At 56.4% G+C, this 20462-nt stretch carries 17 protein-coding genes; 15 read left to right on the forward strand and 2 right to left on the reverse strand.

Annotated features, from left to right (window positions below; genetic code table 11):
* From IV01_RS13815 to IV01_RS13800, 4 genes are all read left to right on the forward strand, one after another.
* Entirely contained in the window at positions 1-792 is a 792-nt protein-coding gene (locus tag IV01_RS13815) for a CPBP family intramembrane glutamic endopeptidase (RefSeq protein ID WP_032628347.1), read from the forward strand.
* 104 nt (positions 793-896) lie between these two features.
* On the forward strand, positions 897-2462 hold the full coding sequence (locus IV01_RS13810) for a methyl-accepting chemotaxis protein (RefSeq protein WP_032628348.1): 1566 nt from the start codon (positions 897-899) through the stop codon (positions 2460-2462).
* Between the two features lie 755 nt (positions 2463-3217).
* Positions 3218-3880, forward strand: a complete 663-nt coding sequence (locus tag IV01_RS13805; RefSeq protein ID WP_050507481.1) for a hypothetical protein — start codon at positions 3218-3220, stop codon at positions 3878-3880.
* Positions 3881-4297: 417 nt separating this feature from the next.
* Positions 4298-4879 carry a hypothetical protein gene (locus IV01_RS13800; protein ID WP_050507483.1) on the forward strand — a complete coding sequence of 194 codons (582 nt, stop codon included), beginning with the start codon at positions 4298-4300 and terminating at the stop codon, positions 4877-4879.
* A 429-nt stretch (positions 4880-5308) separates the two neighbouring features.
* Here IV01_RS13800 and IV01_RS13795 read toward each other — a convergent pair whose 3' ends face one another.
* A complete protein-coding gene (locus tag IV01_RS13795; RefSeq protein ID WP_229636119.1) occupies positions 5309-7201 on the reverse strand; it encodes an autotransporter outer membrane beta-barrel domain-containing protein in 1893 nt (630 codons plus the stop codon).
* Between the two features lie 853 nt (positions 7202-8054).
* Between IV01_RS13795 and IV01_RS13790 the strand changes: the two genes are divergently transcribed.
* From IV01_RS13790 to IV01_RS13780, 3 genes are all read left to right on the forward strand, one after another.
* On the forward strand, positions 8055-9920 hold the full coding sequence (locus tag IV01_RS13790) for a hypothetical protein (RefSeq protein WP_032628349.1): 1866 nt from the start codon (positions 8055-8057) through the stop codon (positions 9918-9920).
* 67 nt (positions 9921-9987) lie between these two features.
* A complete protein-coding gene (locus IV01_RS13785) occupies positions 9988-11916 on the forward strand; it encodes a hypothetical protein (RefSeq protein ID WP_050507487.1) in 1929 nt (642 codons plus the stop codon).
* Between the two features lie 101 nt (positions 11917-12017).
* Positions 12018-12482 carry a hypothetical protein gene (locus IV01_RS13780; RefSeq protein WP_032628351.1) on the forward strand — a complete coding sequence of 155 codons (465 nt, stop codon included), beginning with the start codon at positions 12018-12020 and terminating at the stop codon, positions 12480-12482.
* Here IV01_RS13780 and IV01_RS13775 read toward each other — a convergent pair.
* Positions 12479-13174: an alpha/beta family hydrolase gene (locus tag IV01_RS13775; protein ID WP_032628353.1), complete on the reverse strand. Its 696-nt coding sequence runs from the start codon at positions 13172-13174 to the stop codon at positions 12479-12481. The two genes, IV01_RS13780 and IV01_RS13775, sit on opposite strands and share 4 nt — an antisense overlap.
* 90 nt (positions 13175-13264) lie before the next feature.
* On the opposite strand from IV01_RS13775, the gene ccoN (IV01_RS13770) reads away from it, so the two are divergent.
* From ccoN (IV01_RS13770) to ccoP (IV01_RS13735), 8 genes are all read left to right on the forward strand, one after another.
* Positions 13265-14689, forward strand: coding sequence for a cytochrome-c oxidase, cbb3-type subunit I (gene ccoN / locus IV01_RS13770; protein ID WP_032628356.1), 1425 nt, complete (start codon positions 13265-13267; stop codon positions 14687-14689).
* Positions 14690-14699: 10 nt separating this feature from the next.
* Positions 14700-15308 carry a cytochrome-c oxidase, cbb3-type subunit II gene (gene ccoO, locus IV01_RS13765; protein ID WP_032628358.1) on the forward strand — a complete coding sequence of 203 codons (609 nt, stop codon included), beginning with the start codon at positions 14700-14702 and terminating at the stop codon, positions 15306-15308.
* 3 nt (positions 15309-15311) lie between these two features.
* Entirely contained in the window at positions 15312-15530 is a 219-nt protein-coding gene (locus tag IV01_RS13760) for a CcoQ/FixQ family Cbb3-type cytochrome c oxidase assembly chaperone (protein ID WP_032628361.1), read from the forward strand.
* Positions 15527-16477: a cytochrome-c oxidase, cbb3-type subunit III gene (ccoP, locus tag IV01_RS13755; RefSeq protein ID WP_032628363.1), complete on the forward strand. Its 951-nt coding sequence runs from the start codon at positions 15527-15529 to the stop codon at positions 16475-16477. Before IV01_RS13760 ends, ccoP (IV01_RS13755) begins: the two co-directional genes overlap by 4 nt.
* 579 nt (positions 16478-17056) lie before the next feature.
* Entirely contained in the window at positions 17057-18499 is a 1443-nt protein-coding gene (gene ccoN / locus IV01_RS13750) for a cytochrome-c oxidase, cbb3-type subunit I (RefSeq protein WP_032628365.1), read from the forward strand.
* Complete coding sequence (gene ccoO / locus IV01_RS13745) at positions 18499-19107, forward strand: cytochrome-c oxidase, cbb3-type subunit II (protein ID WP_032628367.1); 609 nt, start codon at positions 18499-18501, stop codon at positions 19105-19107. The genes ccoN (IV01_RS13750) and ccoO (IV01_RS13745) overlap by 1 nt, the downstream gene beginning before the upstream one ends.
* A 5-nt stretch (positions 19108-19112) precedes the next feature.
* Complete coding sequence (locus IV01_RS13740; RefSeq protein WP_032628430.1) at positions 19113-19301, forward strand: CcoQ/FixQ family Cbb3-type cytochrome c oxidase assembly chaperone; 189 nt, start codon at positions 19113-19115, stop codon at positions 19299-19301.
* Positions 19298-20275, forward strand: a complete 978-nt coding sequence (gene ccoP, locus IV01_RS13735; protein WP_032628369.1) for a cytochrome-c oxidase, cbb3-type subunit III — start codon at positions 19298-19300, stop codon at positions 20273-20275. The genes IV01_RS13740 and ccoP (IV01_RS13735) overlap by 4 nt, the downstream gene beginning before the upstream one ends.
* The last annotated feature ends 187 nt before the right edge of the window (positions 20276-20462 follow it).

The raw sequence follows: 20462 nt of genomic DNA on the forward strand, positions 1-20462 counted from the left end.
ATGCCAGCGATACGCTGGATCAGCCTGATCTTGTTAAGCCTGGGCTACGACCTGGCATTGAGCCATGGCGAGCTCACTCTCCCCGCCACAGTCACCTTCGGCCTGCTGATGATGGCTGGCGTCTGCGTGACCCAGTTCAAGCAGCCCGTGGTTGTCTGGTTCGGCCACGGCCTGTTCATTGCCCTGGCGATTGCACTGGCCAGTCATTGGTTGCCCGGTTTCTACAGTGAGCGGGTCATCGCTGCACAACGCTTTTCAGAACACGCAGCCCCCTTCTCGATGTACCTGAACCTCGACAAACCCCTGATTGGTTTGTGGATTCTGCTGGCCTGCCCTTGGGCCCTCAAGGCAGTACGCGCTGGACAAGTCGTGAAAACCTCGCTGCTGACGCTTACGGGCACCGGCCTTCTATGCATTAGCGCTGCAGTGATGCTCGGCATTATCGGCTGGGCACCCAAGTGGCCCGAGCAAAGCATGCTCTGGCTGTTGAACAACCTGCTGTTGGTGACACTGACCGAAGAGCTGCTGTTCCGCGCTTACCTCCAGGGTGGACTCCAGCATCTATTGCGCCGCTTTCAATATGGTGGCGCGCTAGCGCTGGCGTTGGCCGCCGCGGTATTTGGGCTGGTGCATCTAGGCGGCGGGTGGCAGTGGGCGCTGCTCGCGGGCGTTGCAGGTATCGGTTACGGACTGGCATGGCGCTATGGAGGTTTGCCGGCTGCAGTGGCGACCCATTTCGGAGTCAATCTGCTGCATTTCAGTCTGTTCACTTACCCGATGTTCGACCGTTGAGCCATTGTCTGGCGTCAACCAATCGCCATTCATTTGCTATCCCCGCTCAATAAATGGGTTAGTTTGTCGATAACGTCACAAAGCCCCAGCGGATCGGACAGCTCATGCGTAACAACCAGCCCATTACTCAACGCGAACGGACATTTCCTGCACAACAGCGATTGATTTCCACCACCGACGCCAAGGGCGTGATCACCTACTGCAACGATGCCTTTGTAGAAATCAGCGGCTTTCCCCGTGAAGAGCTGCTGAAGGCACCGCACAACCTAGTGCGTCACCCGGATGTTCCGTCCGCTGTGTTCGAGCATATGTGGACCACGCTCAAAAATGGCCTGCCGTGGATGGGTATCGTCAAGAATCGCAGCAAGAACGGCGACCACTACTGGGTCAACGCCTATGTCACGCCGATGTTCGAGAACCAGAAAGTCGTGGGCTTCGAATCCGTGCGGGTCAAACCCACGGCCGAACAGATCAAGCGCGCCGAGGCTTTGTACACCCGCCTGAACAACGGCAAGTCGGCGATCCCGAGCCGCGACAAATGGCTGCCGGTGCTGCAGGACTGGCTGCCGTTCATCCTGGTCAGCCAGCTCAGCTTCTTGATTGGCGTCTGGCTCAATACCAGTTGGGGCTTTGCCCTGGCAGCCGGTTTGTCGGTGCCTCTGGGCCTGCTGGGTCTGAGCTGGCAACAGCGCGGCATCAAACGCCTGCTGCGCCTTGCAGAACAGACGACCTCCGACCCGCTGATCGCGCAGATGTACACCGACAGCCGTGGTCCGCAAGCGCGTCTGGAGATGTCGATCCTCAGTCAGGAAGCACGGATGAAAACCTGCCTGACGCGCCTGCAAGATACCGCCGAACAACTCAACGGCCAGGCGCGGCAGTCCAACGCCCTCGCCAACGCCAGCTCCACCGGCCTTGAGCGCCAGCGAGTGGAAACCGAACAAGTGGCAACCGCCATCAACCAGATGGCCGCCACCACTCAGGAAGTGGCCAGCCACGTTCAGCGCACTGCCGATGCCACCCAGCAAGCCAACCAGCTGACCCGCCGCGGACGAGACATCGCCGGGGAAACCCGCGAGGCCATTCAGCGCCTGTCGACTGCCGTCGGTGAAACCGGCCTGACCGTCACTCAACTGGCCCACGACAGCGACGAAATCGGCGGCGTAGTCGATGTGATCAAAGGCATCGCCGACCAGACCAACCTGCTGGCACTCAACGCCGCCATTGAAGCGGCTCGCGCCGGGGAAATGGGCCGTGGCTTTGCGGTAGTGGCTGACGAAGTTCGTCAATTGGCACAGCGCACCACCGAATCTACCGGGCAGATTCACGGTCTGATCGCCAAGCTGCAAAGTACCGCCAACGCCGCCGTGCAAACCATGAACGCTGGCCATCGCCAGGCCGAGGAAGGCGTTGCCAAAGTTCTGGAGGCCGATCAGGCGCTGATCGGCATCAGCGAAGCGGTGGCCAACATCACCGACATGACCAGCCAGATCGCCGCCGCCACAGAAGAACAAAGCTCCGTGGCCGAAGAAATCAGCCGCAACATCGCCACCATTGCCACCCTGGCCGACCAGACCTCCGACGAAGCCCAGCGCTCTGCCGTCCTGAGCGGCGAACTGACCGATACCGCCAATTCGCAGTATTCGCTGGTGGAGCGATTTAACCGCTAGTTCGCACGCGCTGCAGCAAACCCCGGCAAACCTGGTTTGTCGGGGTTTTTTATTGGCCGCATGGCGGTCTGCCAGATAAACCGCCATCGCTGGCCTCGTAACCTCGGTGAGCTCCTACCGACCGAGGTGTACCTGAGAGAACATAAAACCTGAAGGAGCGCACGAGCAATGCGAGGCCGCGATAGAGGTCTGTCTGACACACCGCCATCGCTGGCCTCGTAACCTCGGTGAGCTCCTACCGACCGAAGTGTGCCTGAGAGAACATAAAACCTGTAGGAGCGCACGAGCAATGCGAGGCCGCGATGGCGGTCTGTCAGACACACCGCCATCGCTGGCCTCGTAACCTCGGTGAGCTCCTACCGACCGAGGTGTGACTGAAAGAACACAGGACTTTTAGGAGCGCACGAGCACCGCGAGGCCGCGATAGCAATCTGTCTGATACACCGTCATCGCTGCCCTCGTAACTTCGGTTAGCTCCTACACGATTGCACTCCAATTCATACAACGTCCTACAAACCCCACGAACTAAATGGAAGCACTGCGTAGGCAACTTCCGAAAGTAGATACCTACAGCAATTTCCATACTTTTCAGCGCCCAAGTGCGTTGACAGCCATATCCAGATCCTATTACTTGAGTTTCAGAAGTAGCGTTACATACAGGATTATTTCTAATTGTAGGACCCTTCCTACAAACTACTTCTGAACACTTAATTAATTGAGATTGCGCTGCATCGCGGCGTGATTCGGAGAACATAATGAACGCATCACAAAAATTCGACTTCGCTGCCCCCTTCGTTTCTGCTGCATCGCCAGAGGACGGCCTGATTCGTACGGTTGATCTGGGCGATTTCCTCGCGGTAGAAATCACTCTTTGGAGCGCCATTCGCCCCGGCTGCTACGTGCAACTGATACTGAATAAGGAACTGGTAGGCGAAGTCTGGACCATGTCCGACATTTATCTGCCGGGAGACATCATCCACCTCAGGCTCGACTCCCGACTGCTGGCCGAAGAAGGCCGCTATGAACTGGGTTATCGGGCGACCAACAGCGTCAACGGGGTATATGATGATTCGCCCACCACCCCCCTGCTCATTGATCGCGCCCCGCCAGGTGCACCGCTGATGGCGCAGATCATTTTTGCCAATGCCAGCTTCGGCGAAGTCCTCAAGGGCCGGATCCCGAGCTATTCCGGGTTGGCTTTGGGGGATTACATCCAGACCGTCTGCAACGGCACGGCCGGACCTGCCTATCGTGTCCGGGCGGAAAATTTGAGCACTACCCCCATCGAGATTTCCTTCACCAAGGAATTGATGGAGGGCTTGTTCAGCGACAAAGTGAACATCACTTACCACGTCACGGATCGCGCGGGAAACCGCTCGCTCCTGGCGCAATCGGCTGAGCTGACCATCCAGCGTTAACACTCCATCCATTTAGATACATAAGCTTTAATCCTGCATGCTTTTGCGTGCAGGATTTTTTTCATTGTTTAGAATGAAAATTCTGACACTTAGGTATTACAACGCCTCAACTTTTAAATTTTATCCCTCCTACAACAAGGGCTGTAGTACACGCCCTACAAAATAGCGAACTACGTGTAAATACGCTATCCCCCGCAAAGCCTTTAAATACGCACCTCTGCGCAGAATCCTGAACAAATCGTCTTCACCTGCAGCTTGCGCATAACCAACTATCGCTCGAACTATTACAACGGTAAGATTCGGATTTGTCCGACTTGACCTGCTCATCACAGATCAATCTAATACGCCCACCTCGCCATGGATCGGCACTGTTTAATTCAATATCAGCTGAGACAATCATTTATTCAGGACGATGAGATGGACGATAACTCCTCTGACGACAAACAACTGAACAAACCCGAGCCAATAGCCGACCTCAGCGAACAGTGCTCAGAACTGGCGCCGAAATACATCCCGGACTTGAATGCAGAGCCTGTAGAAGTGCCCGAACCAGAAAGCGATGACGAATCAGACAACGAGGTCAGAGACCCGCCGATCTGGCACCCGCAGCTGAATATCTCGCGCAGTTTGAAGCCACCCAAACTGGCGCATGTGCGGCCTCATTCCATCACCTATGAACAAGCCCATGGTGGCATCAACGTACAGATCCCTGGCACGACCGCCATGCATTTCAACGATGTGCTGGTGTTTTACTGGGGGCTGAACAAATCGTCGACCCGGTTACTGCTGCGCTCCATTACCAAACAGACCACGGTCCGGGTGCTGTGTATCAGCTACGACCTCATGACCCACCTGCATTACGGACCTGTGGAGGTGTATTACGAGGTTCATCGCGGGCCTTACCTGATGGGCATCTCCCCCATATTGCACGTGACCGTCGGCGAAGACCCAACCCCGCCCAAAGCGACACGGCCGAGAGGTCGCAAGAAAAAAGGGTGATCCGTGGCTCCTCGCCATGAGACGCGCCCAATAAAAACCCCCGATGATTGCGCATCGGGGGGAGTGGGTTGAGCTATTGGATAAAGATTTTTTTCTGTAGGAGGGCACGAGCAGCGCGAGGCCGCGATGGCGGTGTATCAGGCGGACCGCTATCGCTGCCTCGCGCTGCTCGTGAGCTCCTACAGTGACTTGTGGCTGACCTGATCCACCGCGTCATCGTTCATCGCGGGCAAGCTCGGTCCCACAAAAGATCACTGAACCGTGGGAGCGAATTCATTCGCGAAGGCAATGTTAAGACCGATAAAAATGCACTGGATGTACCGGCCTCTTCGCGAATGAATTCGCTCCCACAGATCCGACGTCAGCTAAGAATTCTATGTGTGTCCAGAATCCTTGCAGTCAGACATCGACTGGCAAATGCCCGGGGCCTCAAAACGCCAGCTTCAACCCCACATTAGCCCCCCACGGCTGCTCGACGCCTTTGCCCTTCATATAGTCAAAATCAGCATGCAGTTGCAGACGCTCGGACAGCGACACCGAAACACCGGCCCCCACTTCACCTCGGGAACCTGACAGCTGGTTGTCAAAGCGGGTTTTATTAACCTCGACCTGGTTGTTGCGGGAGAACTCGTGCGCTGCTGCCACTCGCAGATAGGGTTGCAGCACACCGCCATCCTTCAATGCGATGCTGCGACCTGCCGAAGCCCCGACTTTGCCCAGCACTGACTGGGTGCGGTTATTGTCGGCGCGCATGCCGTTGTCGAGGGTGTAACTGTCGCCCCGCACCCATACGCTGGACAGCTGCGTGAACGGCTCCAGGAAATAGCCATCGGCGAACTTGATGTGTCGCCCGAACTCCAGCGAGCCACCGATACCGGTACTTTCGTAGTTGCCCTTGGCCCTGGCCCCATCGCTCATGGCAACTTTTGATTCGTTGCGGAAGCGGTTGAGCTTCAGCACCCCGTCCAGGTAGTAGCCATCGTCCAGCAGCCAGGTGCCGTATCCACCCACGTAATAGCTGCCGACTTTACCACTGGTTCCGCGACCGATATCCAGATCGTTTTTGCTGTAACCGGTCATCAAGCCCACCGACAACTGACCGACACTCACCGGTAGCGGTGCATCGGCACCCAGCGACAGCCCGCTCTGATTGTTGCGGTAATCCACGCCTTCACTGGTGCTGGCATTGAACCGGCTGCCATAGGCGCGAATCCATCCGCCCGCCTGCTCCTTGCCACGCACCTCCCCCATGCGGCTGCGCAAGGTACTCAGCTCGCTGTTCCAGATATTCGGCGCAGCGTTGAACAAGGCCAGCACGCTCTGGGTGGAAGGGCTAATGATCTTGCCGGAACCGACGATGAACCAGTCATCCCCCTGTTGCTCCAGCTCATAGGAGTACACCCCCAGATCAGCCCGCGCACCCGCCAACGAGAACCGTGCATCACCGCCGTTGGTGTCCACCAACAAATACGGCTGCATATCCGGCGCAACCACTTCCACGCCGGTGTTTTTGACCCGCAACTGGTGATCACCGTTGGCCGTGCCATTCACCTTCAGCAAATCCCCCTCGCGTTCATCCAGATTAATGCGCATGTCGAAGGTGCCGTTGCCCGACAGCGCGTTCAGGTTCAAGGTCTTGAACGCTCCGTCCCCAGCATCCCCAAAACTTAACCGCCCACCATCCAGGCTAAGGGAATTGATCTGGGCATCCTCTACCAGCGTCCACTGCGCGCCGGAATTGATCGCTAGTTGCTTGCTGTTGACCATATTGCCGGTCAGCTGCGCGTTGTTTTGCAGGGTAATGTCCAGGTTCGTGGTGTCGTCAGCGATGAGGTTGCCTGTGAGATTGCTGTTATCCACGGTAAAGTTTGTCAGGCCTGAGCCGTCGACTTCCAGCAGTGTGTTATTGCTGGACATGAGGTTAGCGCCGTTGCGGATTTGGATATCAGTGTCGACCCTAGCAGTGGTCTCGACAAAAATCGCTGAACCGTTCAGCCCTCTGACAATGGAGCTATCAATGACGAGCTTGTTAGCCTCTTTATAGGCCGTAGGCGTCGTTTCGAACATCCGAATTGCTTGATTGGCACCCTCAATATAACTTCCTTGACTAACATTAAGCTCACCACCCACGACCGTAGCTCCAACACCAAGAAAACTGGGGTCATTTCCCCCAGCAGCTATCACAGTACTATTAGATAAGCTAATCACAGCTAGCGTCCCTGTCAGCACGCCTATATTAGCAGCTGTTATTGAACTATTACCCAAATTGACGACTGACGGATTGGGATGATCTTTAAGCGCCAACCCAACACTCAACCCCACGGACTCTCCAGGAGAGCCATTTATCACCGTATTATTTATAGTGGCAAATGCGTTCTTAACATTCACACCATCATTAACCACAGAATTATCCAGATTTAGAATGCCACGCGACAGCACTTGAACCAGCCCGAGCGTTGCTCCTTGAGCATTCAATACTCCCTTGTTTCTGACCACATAATCATCTTGTGCAACAGACCCATCAATATTCAGTTCCCGACCGTCAACCACCAGTGCATTTATCTGATTATCATTGATCAATACATCTTCACGCGGTGGACTAGGCTCACTCCGCAAGCTTTTTTCGACAGACAGGTAGCGCAGTCGATTCCCTTCAACGGCGCCAACATCTGACACCCCGCCTACAATTAATGCGATAACACTTAACGAGAAACCGCATACCGATCTAGCATCCCTTCTGAACATCTATATTTGCCTCAAAAAAAACTGAAGAGCCGAGACTTAATATTTTCACCCTTTACAAAATATTACTTCCCACCTTCCTCAAGCCTTTTGTCAGAGAAGACTCAGGCATTTGCAAGAAACGTCCTACGTACTACAGGCTCGTGTAGGAAAATATTTCTAATTGATTCAGGGCTATCTTGAGCGCATTAACCACCCATCTGAGCTGCAACCCCCGTGTTATCGGGGCCAAAACAAATTTTCCAACTTACGCTTGACACGTTTTTCAAAACCCGATTAGTTAGAAATGGAGACGACGGCAGAAGCCTTGTCTTAAAAACTTGCAGGAATAACCTGCCAAACCAAATCAGTAGGCCCCAACCTACGGACTGTGGCTCACGCTCACTTTAGTAGCGCGGCTGCTCACAGCTATCCTTACAAGAGATTGAACGCAATGAATTCATCAAAAAAATATCCAACCATTAACTTCACCCGTACATTTCCTGACAGCACCAGAGAGTTGGATGTGCCCTTTGTTCCGGCGGCGTTTCATGACGAGGACAATGAGGGCTTGTTGCCTGTCAGCGCACTGACACAACCAGTCCGGGTTGAATTGGAAGTGTGGGACGTAGCAGCACCTGGAAATACCTACCAGATATTCTGGAACACTGGCGTGATAGGTACGAAAAAGACCATCACTCAAGATCATCAACCGGGAGATCCACTGTTTCTCGAAATCCCGGTAGAAAACTTGACTGAAGGCGTACACGCCCTTGCCTATCAAACTACCAATCATGAAAACAATACGTCAGTAGAGTCGCCTTTCGTCACTGTCGAAGTGGATTTGACCCCGCCAGGTCGCCCGCAACTGGGGCCGATCAAGCTACCACCCGAGGTGGAGGGCGGCTTGACCTCGGCGGAATTGACCGAGATGGGTAATCAACTCGATGTAGAGATTGGTAGTTACACCGGGATGGCCAAGCATGATGTGGTGCGGACATTCTGGGGTGATGTGGAAGGCCCAGGCGCCGTGGTGAATGCGGACGATATGGGGCTGCAGCGGGTGATCATCTCTTACAACAGAGCCTTTCTCGAAAGCCTCGGCGACTTTAATGGGGTCGTGGGTTATTCGGTTACTGACCGTGCTGGTAATACTTCCGCACGCTCTCTGGGAGTATTAGTGCGCCTGCTGCTGAAAGATGTACCCAAGGATTTTCCCGCTCCTATTATCGACACTACGCTAGGCGACCTGATTGACTACGCAGAAGCAAAGGCTGGGGTGAATGTCGATATCCCGCATTATCCGGATGCAGCCGCACTGGATTTGATCACCCTGCATTGGGGCGACGGTAACTCTTCGTTGCCACTACCATTGCCGGCGGGTAATGAAGATGAGGATATCGTGCTGTCCGTTACCGTACCATATGACACGATTGCGGTGATCCCCGAAGGACGACCCAATATCACCTACAGTGTAAATCGTGCTGGTACAGAAGTGGGCAGCTCGCTGCCGAGCAGTATTGATGTATTTTTGACGCTACCTATTATCGAGCCATTGGATGCAATCATTATTCAGGGCACCAGCATCACCAACCCGAACCTAGATGACAACTTCATTGATGAAGACGATTACGAGCTTAACAGCAGAGCTATTATTAAATGGAGTACGGAATTTCAGATCAGCGATGACTTGGACCTGTACTGGGGTCAAGAACACATTCCCCAGTGGTATCAGGTAAAAAACACCGACGTGACTGCGCAACGGGATTTGATAATCCCGATTCCGAATGAAATCATGAAAGAACAGGGAACTGGTGTAGCGATTCCTGTACGCTATACGGTGAGCCGCTTCGGCAACCCGAATCTCGTAACTTCGCCTATGGAAAATGTCACCGTCCGTTCGAAGGAAGAAACCCCTGGGGGAGTTGAGGGTTTAGAGGGTCCGACATTCCTTACTACTGACAATGGAGTGGTCGGCCCAATTGAGAATCCGGACGGTGCACCGGTGACAATTGCGCCGTATCTCAACATTCTGCGCCACCAGATTCTGCAATTTCATTTCATTGGTTTTGATAACGATAATAACCCGGTGGAGGCGGCTAGCTTTTACGACGAGCGGGAACTGGACGCCAATGATGTCATCAATGGCTACACGTTCAAGGTACCGGGGGCTAATCTGAAGCGCATCTGCGTGGGCTGGGGTGAAGCACACTTTAAAGTAATTCCCCCTGAAGAAAGTAATCAGAGCCCGGCAACTTCACAGGTCACTCGGGTTCGGATCAACATGAGTTATTCAGACACCCACTGCAACTGGATCTAACTAACAACCCACTGACCCGTCCGCACCTTGGGTGCGGACGGACTGAAAATCAAGATAGAGAACATCAATGCTTAACCATAATGAACTACTTCAGCCCGCGACACTTTTCCAAAGCGAGTTCCTAGTACCGCCAACAGTCGCCATCAGCCTGAATGACGAAGGACTACTCCCAATCGACGCACTGACATCCCCCGTTACTGTCGCTTTTCCAGCGTGGGACGCCATTGCGCTGGATACCAGTTATCAACTGCTATGGGATGGTAATCCTATCGGCGACATCAAGCTGGTTGCAGAAGATGACAAACCGGGGGATATCCTGACCCTGGAAATACCTGTTGATGCACTTATCAATGGTGATCACAGGCTAGCCTATAGACTGGTCAATCTGGAGAACGGCGTAATCAGCGACTCCCAAACCACCCCCATCCAAATCGACCGCACCGCCCCCGGCAACCCCCTGATCGCGCCGATCATTTTCCCCACCAGCATCCAGAACGGCCTGACCTCTGCCGAGCTGGAAGACATGGGCAATGTGCTCATGGGCTTGATCGCCAGTTACAACGACATGAAAGAAGGCGATGTGGTGCGCAGTTACTGGGGCGCTGTTGAGGGGCCGGTAGCGATTGTCGATAAAGACGACATGGGCTTGAAGCGTGTGGAATTGGAGTTTTCCCGGGAGTTTTTGGAAAGCATCGGCGATATCGAGGCGGCGGTTTACTACACGGTGACCGACCTGGCGGGCAATCTGTCGATGGACTCACAGGCGATTCAGGTCAAGCTACTGCTATTGGTGCTGCCGGAACTGCCGCTGCCAGTGGTGAAGGAGGCCAATGGCGATCTGCTGGACCCGGCAGATGCGGTCAATGGCGCGACCGTGCTGATTGGCGCAAGCGCGGAGTTGCGTAGCGGTGACCGGGTGATCGTGCAATGGAATGGTCCGCGAGGCAGCGACAGCAAAGAGAAGGTGATTACTGCTCCCGATGCGGGCAAAGACCTTGAGGTGCTGTTCTCGGCGGTGTTGGTCGACGCCAATAGCGGTCAAACCGTCAGCATCGACTATCGCCTGATCCGCGCGAATGGCAGCGAGCAGGCCTCGGCGGCACTGGCATTGAAGATTCAGCCAGGGCTGGCGCAACTCCCCGCGCCGCAGATGGACAGCGTAGGCCCCGACGGCATTCTCATCCCATCCAACATCCCCGAATCCGGCGCAACCGTGCGGGTTCGCTATGAAGGCATGAGCAGCGGTGACCATGTCTTTGTCAGTTGGCAGGGTGCCGACGCTTACCAGACGCCTGGCCAGGTGGTCGGCGCAGAGGTGGAGCTGTTATTCAATGTGCCAAAGGTGTTCATCAATCAGAGCATCGGTGGTTCAGCGAGTGTGACCTACACCGTGACTCGCGCAGGCACCGGGCTGGTCTCAACACCGCTGTTTTTGCAGGTTAGCCAGGGGCTGACGCTGGATCCTTCGCCAGTCACGCTCAGTGGCAAGATTTACCTGATTCCAGCTTCTCCGGAGCTGATGCCCGCGTTCCCGGCTGGCACGACGGTAAAACGCACGGCCAGCGGTGGCCAGGCGCCGTACAGCTATCGCTCCAGCAATCCTCTGGTGGCGCAGGTTGATCACGAAGGCCTGGCCTCGGTGCGCGGCAATGGGACAGCGACGATTTCCGTATCCGACGCCACGGGCGAGACAAGGAGTTATCAGGTCATTGTGACGGGGGTGATTCATTGTGTCGGGCTGGGTAACGACAAGTTCTCGCAGACCAGTGCGGCGGCGGCGAGTCAGGGCTTACGGATTCCGTCCGCTGATGAGTTGAATCAGATCTACAACACTTACGGCAATCGCTGGCCTATGGGCAATGCTATTTACTGGTCTTCCACGGCGTTGGCGCAGAATCTGGCAGGCATGAAGTGGTATTCCACCAAGAACCTGGTCACCGGGGCGAATTTCAAGGTGTTCGAGCATAAAACTGCGCTAGGTGTCGGTATCCGCTAAACCAGATCCCGGCATTCCAACCAAGCCGAAAAACACCAACTTTCGGGGCACCGTACCTGTCCGTGCGGCGCCCCCTCGAATACCCGCCAGGAGCAAGGTTCATGAGCATGTCTTCCATGTCCCGCAAACAGTTGATTCAGTCACAGCCTTGCGCGGGTCATTTCCGGGCGCTGGTTACCCGGCAACCCTTGATCGTCACTTCGGTGCTGGCCCGCCTTACGATGCGCCTGGAGCTGGGCGAAGTGCCAAACCACTGGATCTGGAAAGTCATTGCCGAGGGCAAGATCGGCCAGACCCGAACCTGCATCGGCCTGTTTATCGATCAGGGTTTGCCGCTGGGTACTTACGAGATCCCGTCTGAGCCGCGGATCAAAGTGGTCTATAACCAGACGCCGCGCTGGAAAAACATCGTCTATCACTCGGCAAATTTTCAGGCAGGCCAGCTCACGTTACTGGAGGCCGACGTGGCCTCGCGGCGGCTCAGAGGTGAGTTTGGGTTCAGTATCTCGGCCATCGATTTTGAAGTCAGCGATGGCTCGTTCGATCTGCACTGCCAGCCCTGTTAAGCCAGCAAACCGGCAATGCGTTGCGCGGTATCCGCCAGGCATTGGTCATAACTGATGCCTGCCGACTTCAACGGTTTCAGGTCGTGGTTAGCCGCAGGTATCCACAGGATATCGATGGCTGATGACAGCTCGTAAGCCTCCACGGCCTCTTTATTACCCAATGCGTCACGCTCGCCCTGGACGATCAGGGTCCGGGTTTTCAGATCCGCCAGGTGCGCGACGCGAGGTTTTTCCGGTTTGCCTGCTGCGTAAAACGGATAACCCAGACACACCAGCGCATCCACTTGCAGCTCATCTGCGACCAGGCTGGCCATGCGCCCCCCCATGGATTTGCCGCCAATGGCCAGGCATCCAGTGACATGAGGTCGCACGCTGGCATACACCTGCCGCCAGCAGTCCAGCAACTGCGCCTGAGGATTGGGCGGCCGGCGCCGACCGTCAACCCGCCGCTGCGCCATGTAGGCGAACTCGAAACGCAAAACGTTGATGCCTTGATCCGCAAGGCGTGCCGCCATGTCGTTCATGAAGTCGCTGTCCATGGGCGCGCCTGCCCCATGGGCCAAAATCAAAGTCGCCACCTTGTCTTGCCGGCCGCCGAGTGCCTGATTCCATAGCCAGCCGTTGTCCTGCGCCAGCTTGTCCAGGTCCGCCCATTGATCCCCGTCAATACCGACTTGTCGCCCATTGCTCATGCTTGCCTCGCTTCTGATGAGTCTGCCAATAACCCGGCGCTAAACCTGCGCGTAACGCCCCGACCTAGCCTGGATGGGAAATATAACTAAATGAACACCACTAACAGCACCGCCTACAACTATCAGGTGGTCCGCCAGTTCGTCATTATGACGGTGATCTGGGGGATTGTCGGGATGGGACTCGGCGTCTTCATCGCCGCCCAACTGGTCTGGCCTGAACTCAACTTCGATTTACCCTGGACGAGCTTTGGTCGCTTGCGTCCGCTGCACACCAACGCGGTGATTTTCGCGTTTGGTGGCTGTGCGCTGTTTGCCAGCTCTTATTACTCGGTGCAGCGCACCTGCCAGACCACCCTGTTCCTGCCGAAACTGGCGGCGTTCACGTTCTGGGGCTGGCAACTGGTCATCCTCCTGGCAGCGATTACCTTGCCACTGGGTTACACCAGCTCCAAGGAATACGCCGAGCTGGAATGGCCGATCGACATCCTGATTACTGTGGTCTGGGTGGCCTACGCGATCGTGTTCTTCGGCACCCTCGCCAAGCGCACGACCAAGCATATCTACGTCGGCAACTGGTTCTTCGGTGCGTTCATCCTCACTGTGGCCGTGCTGCACATCGTGAACAACCTGGAATTGCCGGTCAGCCTGACCAAGTCCTACTCGATCTATTCAGGCGCGACCGATGCCATGGTTCAGTGGTGGTACGGGCACAACGCGGTAGGTTTCTTCCTGACCGCAGGCTTCCTGGGGATGATGTATTACTTCGTGCCAAAACAGGCCGAACGTCCGGTGTATTCCTATCGGCTGTCCATCGTGCACTTCTGGGCGCTGATCACCCTGTACATCTGGGCTGGCCCTCACCACCTGCACTACACCGCGCTGCCCGACTGGGCGCAGTCACTGGGCATGGTGATGTCGCTGATTCTGCTGGCGCCAAGCTGGGGTGGCATGATCAACGGCATGATGACCCTGTCGGGTGCCTGGCATAAGTTACGCAGCGACCCGATCCTGCGCTTTCTGGTGGTGTCGCTGGCGTTCTACGGCATGTCGACTTTTGAAGGTCCGATGATGGCGATCAAGACCGTCAACGCCCTCTCCCACTACACCGACTGGACCATCGGCCACGTGCACGCCGGTGCGTTGGGCTGGGTCGCGATGATCTCCATCGGGGCCCTGTACCACATGATCCCGAAAGTCTTCGGCCGGCCACAGATGCACAGCATCGGCCTGATCAACGCGCACTTCTGGCTGGCAACCATCGGCACTGTCTTGTACATCGCCTCGATGTGGGTCAACGGCATCACCCAGGGCCTGATGTGGCGCGCAGTCAATGAAGACGGCACCTTGACCTACTCCTTCGTCGAAACCCTGGTGGCCAGCCATCCAGGCTTCATCGTGCGACTGGCGGGTGGCTCGATCTTCCTCTTCGGCATGTTGCTGATGGCTTACAACACTTGGCGCACCGTGCAGGCTTCAAACCCTGTGGACGCTGCTGCCGCCGCGCAGATGGCCTGAGGAGCTCGCCATGAAACATGAAGTCATCGAGAAAAACGTCGGCCTGCTGATGATCCTGATGGTTCTGGCCGTCAGCATCGGCGGCCTGACGCAGATCGTCCCGCTGTTCTTTCAGGACGTGACCAACAAGCCGGTAGAAGGCATGAAGCCTTACACCGCGCTGCAACTGGAAGGTCGCGACATCTATATCCGTGAAGGTTGCGTCGGTTGCCATTCGCAGATGATTCGTCCATTCCGCGCTGAAACCGAACGCTACGGTCACTATTCGGTGGCGGGCGAAAGCGTCTGGGATCACCCGTTCCTGTGGGGTTCCAAACGTACCGGTCCGGACCTGGCCCGGGTCGGCGCACGCTATTCGGATGACTGGCACCGCGCGCACTTGTACAACCCGCGCAACGTCGTGCCCGAATCGAAAATGCCGGCTTACCCCTGGTTGGTCACCCAGCCTGTGGACAGCAGCCACACCGAAACCAAGATCAAGGCGATGCGCACTTTCGGTGTGCCGTACACCGACGCGGATGTCAGCGGCGCGGTCGCTTCCCTCAAAGGCAAGACCGAGATGGACGCGCTGGTGGCCTACCTGCAAGTGCTCGGCACTGCCATCAAGAGCAAGAGGTGAGCCATGGATATTCAGGATCTACGCGGCCTCGGCACGCTGGTGGTAGCCATCGCATTCATCGGTCTGTCGCTGTGGGTATTCAGCAGCAAGCGTAACGCTGAGTTTGCCGAAGCCCGCCTGGCGCCATTCGCCGACGAACCGTTGCCCGCTCCCGCCAAAGAGCAGCTTCAAAATAAGCTCCATCAAGAAGAACAGCCTGCTGTACGGAGTAACCAGCCATGACCACTTTCTGGAGCACCTATATTTGCGTGCTGACCATCGGCAGCCTGATCGGCCTGACCTGGCTGTTGGTCGGCACACGCAAAGGCGAAACCAAAGGCAGCACCGACCAGACCATGGGTCACAGCTTCGATGGCATCGAGGAATATGACAATCCGCTGCCCAAATGGTGGTTCATGCTATTTGCCGGCACCCTGGTGTTCGCCGTGGGTTACCTGATCCTTTACCCGGGACTGGGCAATTGGAAAGGGGTTCTGCCTGGCTATGAGAACGGCTGGACCGGCGTCAATGAATGGCAGAAGGAAATGGACAAGGCGGATGCTCGTTTTGGTCCGATCTTCGCCAAATTCGCGGCGATGCCGGTGGAAGATGTCGCTCGTGATCCACAAGCGTTGAAAATGGGCGGCCGGTTGTTCGCCTCCAATTGCTCGGTGTGTCACGGCTCCGACGCCAAAGGCGCTTATGGCTTTCCGAACCTGACCGACAGCAACTGGCGCTGGGGCGGCAATGCCGAAACCATCAAGACCACCATCATGGGCGGCCGGATGGCGGCGATGCCGGGCTGGGGCACGATCATCGGCGAAGAAGGCGTGAAAAACGTCGCCGCTTACGTGCGTCATTCCCTCGCCGGGCTGCCATTGCCTGCCGATGACAACGCCGATCTGGCCGCCGGACAGCAAGTGTTCAGCTCCACCTGTGTAGCCTGTCATGGCGCAACGGGTAAAGGCACCGAAGCAATGGGCGCTCCAAACCTCACACAGCCGGGCGGTTTCATCTACGGCACCAGCCTGGCGCAGTTGCAGCAGACCATTCGTCTTGGTCGCCAAGGTCATATGCCTGCTCAGGCCGATTTATTGGGCAATGACAAAGTACAGTTGCTGGCCGCTTATGTTTACAGCCTGTCGAAGGGTCCTGATCAACTCGTCGACAACAGCAAAGCCGCGCAGTAACAGCCAAGCCGTTTTGAGCAACACCGAGCATCACTGTGGACCCCTTCAACCCCGCACCCTGCAACAGGGTGCGGTGGTCCCTTTTCCTCCAATAAAACGAAATTAACTGACCTGGAGTGCGATCTCCTGTGGGAGCGGTGCTTGCCCGCGATAAGGCCGCCGCAGATATCAGGCCTATCGTGTTGATCTTCATCGAGGGCAAGCACCGCTCCCACACGGGGTACCGCGTCAACTTCACAACCCACCCGACCAAAGCGCAACACCGTCCTTTCCTCACCGGACTTTCACGACTAAGCTTGCCCGTTAGTGGACTGGCGATGGCAGGCCACAGGCCAAGTGAAAGGAAAGTGCCCGACATGTGTGCTGAGCAGATTCTCGCCCGGATTCTCGCTCGATCCCCAGCAAAATGTCCGCCACTCACGCGCCCTATCACACGTCCTGTTCCCTCCAATATTTTTCTGTCCACCCGGACAGGTTTTTCCTTTACGCTTGGCGTCGGAATTTGCCTGGAACGACCGCAGAGCATGCCTGCGCGCGGTTTTCATACTCTAATAAATATTCAAACCGTGGAACCTGACAATGAGCACAGCAATCGGTCCGACCGCTTATAACTATAAGGTGGTTCGCCAGTTCGCCATCATGACGGTGGTCTGGGGCATCCTCGGCATGGGTCTTGGCGTTTTCATCGCCGCGCAACTGGTGTGGCCTGACCTGAATATGGGTCTGGAATGGACAACATTCGGTCGATTGCGACCGCTGCACACCAATCTGGTGATTTTCGCCTTTGGTGGCTGTGCCTTGTTCGGGACTTCGTATTACGTGGTGCAGCGCACTTGTCAGACCCGACTGATCTCCGACGGTATGGCGGCGTTCACATTCTGGGGCTGGCAGGCGGTGATTCTCAGCGCGGTGATTACGCTGCCGCTGGGTTACACCACCACCAAGGAATACGCTGAGCTGGAATGGCCGATCGCTATTTTGCTGGCGATAGTCTGGGTCACTTACGGCGCAGTGTTCTTCGGCACCATCGTCAAACGCAAAACCAAACACATCTATGTCGGCAACTGGTTCTACGGCGCATTCATCGTCGTCACCGCCATGCTGCACATCGTCAATCACATGTCGCTGCCGGTCAGCCTGTTCAAATCCTACTCGGCCTATTCCGGTGCCACTGACGCGATGATCCAGTGGTGGTATGGCCATAACGCGGTGGGCTTTTTCCTGACCACGGGCTTTCTGGGCATGATGTATTACTTTGTGCCCAAGCAGGCCGAGCGGCCGATTTACTCCTACCGGTTGTCCATCGTGCACTTCTGGGCGCTGATCACCCTGTACATCTGGGCCGGCCCGCACCATTTGCACTACACCGCCCTCCCCGACTGGGCGCAATCGTTGGGTATGGTGATGTCTATCATTCTGCTGGCACCGAGCTGGGGCGGCATGATCAACGGCATGATGACCCTGTCCGGGGCCTGGCATAAATTGCGCACCGACCCGATCCTGCGGTTCCTGGTGGTTTCTCTGGCGTTTTACGGCATGTCGACCTTCGAAGGCCCGATGATGGCGATCAAGACGGTCAACTCCCTGTCGCACTACACCGACTGGACCATCGGCCATGTGCACGCAGGAGCCTTGGGCTGGGTGGCGATGATCTCCATCGGCGCGGTGTATCACATGATCCCGAAAGTCTTCGGTCGGCCCCAGATGCACAGCATCGGCCTGATCAACGCGCACTTCTGGCTGGCGACCATCGGCACCGTTCTGTATATCGCATCCATGTGGGTCAACGGCATTACTCAAGGCCTGATGTGGCGTGCAATCAATGATGACGGCACCCTGACTTACTCTTTTGTTGAAGCCCTGCAAGCCAGCCATCCGGGTTACATCGTGCGCATGGTCGGCGGCGCATTCTTCGCCAGCGGCATGCTGTTCATGGCTTACAACGTATGGCGCACCGTGCGCGCTTCGGACCCTGTAGAAGCTGAGGCCGCTGCCCAGATCGCTACCGTTGGAGCTCACTGATGAAGCATGAAGTCCTTGAGAAGAATATTGGCCTGCTGGCCTTCTTCATGGTCATTGCCGTGAGCGTCGGCGGCCTGACTCAGATCATCCCGCTGTTTTTTCAGGACGTGACCAACAAGCCGGTTGAAGGCATGAAGCCACGCACTGCGCTGGAACTCGAAGGCCGCGACGTGTACATCGCCAACGGCTGCGTGGGTTGCCATTCGCAGATGATCCGCCCGTTCCGCGCTGAAACCGAACGTTACGGCCACTACTCGGTAGCCGGGGAAAGCGTCTGGGATCACCCGTTCCTGTGGGGTTCCAAGCGCACCGGACCGGACCTGGCCCGGGTCGGCGGCCGCTATTCCGATGACTGGCACCGCGCGCACTTGTACAACCCGCGCAACGTCGTGCCGGAGTCAAAAATGCCGGCTTACCCGTTCCTGGTCGAGAAGCGACTAGACGGTAAAGAGACCGCGAAAAAAATGCAGGTCTTGCGCACCCTCGGCACGCCTTACACCGACGAAGACATCGCCGGTGCGCAGGATGCAGTCAAGGGCAAGACTGAAATGGATGCACTGGTGGCCTATCTGCAAGGCCTTGGCACCATCATCAAAAGCAAACGGTGATCTTGATGGATATCGGGATGATTCGTGGCCTTGGCACCCTGGTGGTGATGGTGGCCTTTATCGGTCTGGCGCTCTGGGTGTTCAGTCCGCGGCGCAAGTCAGAATTTGACGACGCAACCCTGCTGCCCTTCGCGGACGATCCGGAAGCCATCAAAAAGGTCGAGCAAGAACAAGCGTCCAGGAGCAGGAAATGAGTATTTTTTGGAGTCTGTACGTCACGGTCCTGACCCTCGGCACTATCTTCGCCCTGACCTGGCTGTTGCTGTCGACCCGCAAAGGCCAGCGCGACGAAGCCACCGAAGAAACCGTCGGCCACTCATTCGATGGCATCGAGGAATACGACAACCCGCTGCCCAAGTGGTGGTTCATGCTGTTTGTCGCCACCATCATCTTCGCTCTGGGCTACCTGGTCCTCTACCCCGGCCTGGGCAACTGGAAAGGCCTGTTGCCGGGCTACAGCTACATGGATAACGAGAAGAAAATCGAGTTTTCCAATGGCGAGCAAGGCTGGACCGGCGTCCATGAGTGGGAAAAGGAAATGGCCCGCTCGGAAGCGCGCTTTGGGCCGATCTTCGCCAAATTTGCATCGATGCCCATTGAAGAGGTCGCTAAAGATCCACAAGCGCTGAAGATGGGTGGGCGTCTGTTCGCTTCCAACTGCTCGGTATGTCATGGGTCGGATGCCAAGGGTGCCTATGGCTTCCCCAATCTGACCGATGCCGACTGGCGCTGGGGCGGCGAGCCGGAAGTCATCAAGACCACCATCATGGGCGGCCGCCACGCGGTAATGCCTGCCTGGGCTGAAGTGGTCGGTGAGCAAGGCGTGCGGGATGTCGCGGCTTATGTGCTCACCCAACTGGACGGCCGCAAGTTACCGGAAGACGCCAAAGCTGATGTAGCGGCCGGGCAAAAAATCTTCGCCGCCAATTGCGTCGCCTGCCACGGTCCGCAGGGCAAAGGCACCCCGGCCATGGGCGCTCCGGACCTGACCCATCCCGGCGCTTTTATCTACGGATCGAGCTTCGCGCAACTGCAGCAAACCATCCGCTACGGCCGCCAGGGCCAGATGCCCGCTCAGGAAGCGATTCAGGGTAATGACAAAGTGCATATCCTGGCGGCGTATGTTTACAGCTTGTCTCATGGGGAGAAGGCTCAAGAAGCCGAGTAAATTTTGTTGGAGCGAGGCTTGCCCGCGAAAGACCCGCTGAGATGTTTCAGGCATACCGCGTAATCGTTCTTCGCGGGCAAGCCTCGCTCCAACAGTTCAGCAGCACAAACCTAACCCCCCATCCACAAGTCAATTGACCCGGATCAGCACCCTCTACACTTGTTTACATTAAGATCCGTCGCGACCC

The sequence above is a fragment of the Pseudomonas syringae genome (assembly GCF_000737245.1).
In the GTDB taxonomy this organism is placed as follows: Bacteria; Pseudomonadota; Gammaproteobacteria; order Pseudomonadales; family Pseudomonadaceae; genus Aquipseudomonas; species Aquipseudomonas syringae_J.

Bases quoted from the DNA above. Each gene is read 5' to 3' on its own strand.
- IV01_RS13800 (WP_050507483.1), top strand. From the start codon at position 4,298: ATGGACGATAACTCCTCTGACGACAAACAACTGAACAAACCCGAGCCA.
- IV01_RS13760 (WP_032628361.1), top strand. From the start codon at position 15,312: ATGGATATTCAGGATCTACGCGGCCTCGGCACGCTGGTGGTAGCCATC.
- ccoO (WP_032628367.1), top strand. From the start codon at position 18,499: ATGAAGCATGAAGTCCTTGAGAAGAATATTGGCCTGCTGGCCTTCTTC.
- ccoP (WP_032628369.1), top strand. From the start codon at position 19,298: ATGAGTATTTTTTGGAGTCTGTACGTCACGGTCCTGACCCTCGGCACT.
- IV01_RS13810 (WP_032628348.1), top strand. From the start codon at position 897: ATGCGTAACAACCAGCCCATTACTCAACGCGAACGGACATTTCCTGCA.
- IV01_RS13805 (WP_050507481.1), top strand. From the start codon at position 3,218: ATGAACGCATCACAAAAATTCGACTTCGCTGCCCCCTTCGTTTCTGCT.
- IV01_RS13790 (WP_032628349.1), top strand. From the start codon at position 8,055: ATGAATTCATCAAAAAAATATCCAACCATTAACTTCACCCGTACATTT.
- ccoN (WP_032628356.1), top strand. From the start codon at position 13,265: ATGAACACCACTAACAGCACCGCCTACAACTATCAGGTGGTCCGCCAG.
- IV01_RS13815 (WP_032628347.1), top strand. From the start codon at position 1: ATGCCAGCGATACGCTGGATCAGCCTGATCTTGTTAAGCCTGGGCTAC.
- ccoO (WP_032628358.1), top strand. From the start codon at position 14,700: ATGAAACATGAAGTCATCGAGAAAAACGTCGGCCTGCTGATGATCCTG.
- IV01_RS13740 (WP_032628430.1), top strand. From the start codon at position 19,113: ATGGATATCGGGATGATTCGTGGCCTTGGCACCCTGGTGGTGATGGTG.
- ccoN (WP_032628365.1), top strand. From the start codon at position 17,057: ATGAGCACAGCAATCGGTCCGACCGCTTATAACTATAAGGTGGTTCGC.
- IV01_RS13780 (WP_032628351.1), top strand. From the start codon at position 12,018: ATGAGCATGTCTTCCATGTCCCGCAAACAGTTGATTCAGTCACAGCCT.
- ccoP (WP_032628363.1), top strand. From the start codon at position 15,527: ATGACCACTTTCTGGAGCACCTATATTTGCGTGCTGACCATCGGCAGC.
- IV01_RS13785 (WP_050507487.1), top strand. From the start codon at position 9,988: ATGCTTAACCATAATGAACTACTTCAGCCCGCGACACTTTTCCAAAGC.
- IV01_RS13775 (WP_032628353.1), bottom strand. From the start codon at position 13,174: ATGAGCAATGGGCGACAAGTCGGTATTGACGGGGATCAATGGGCGGAC.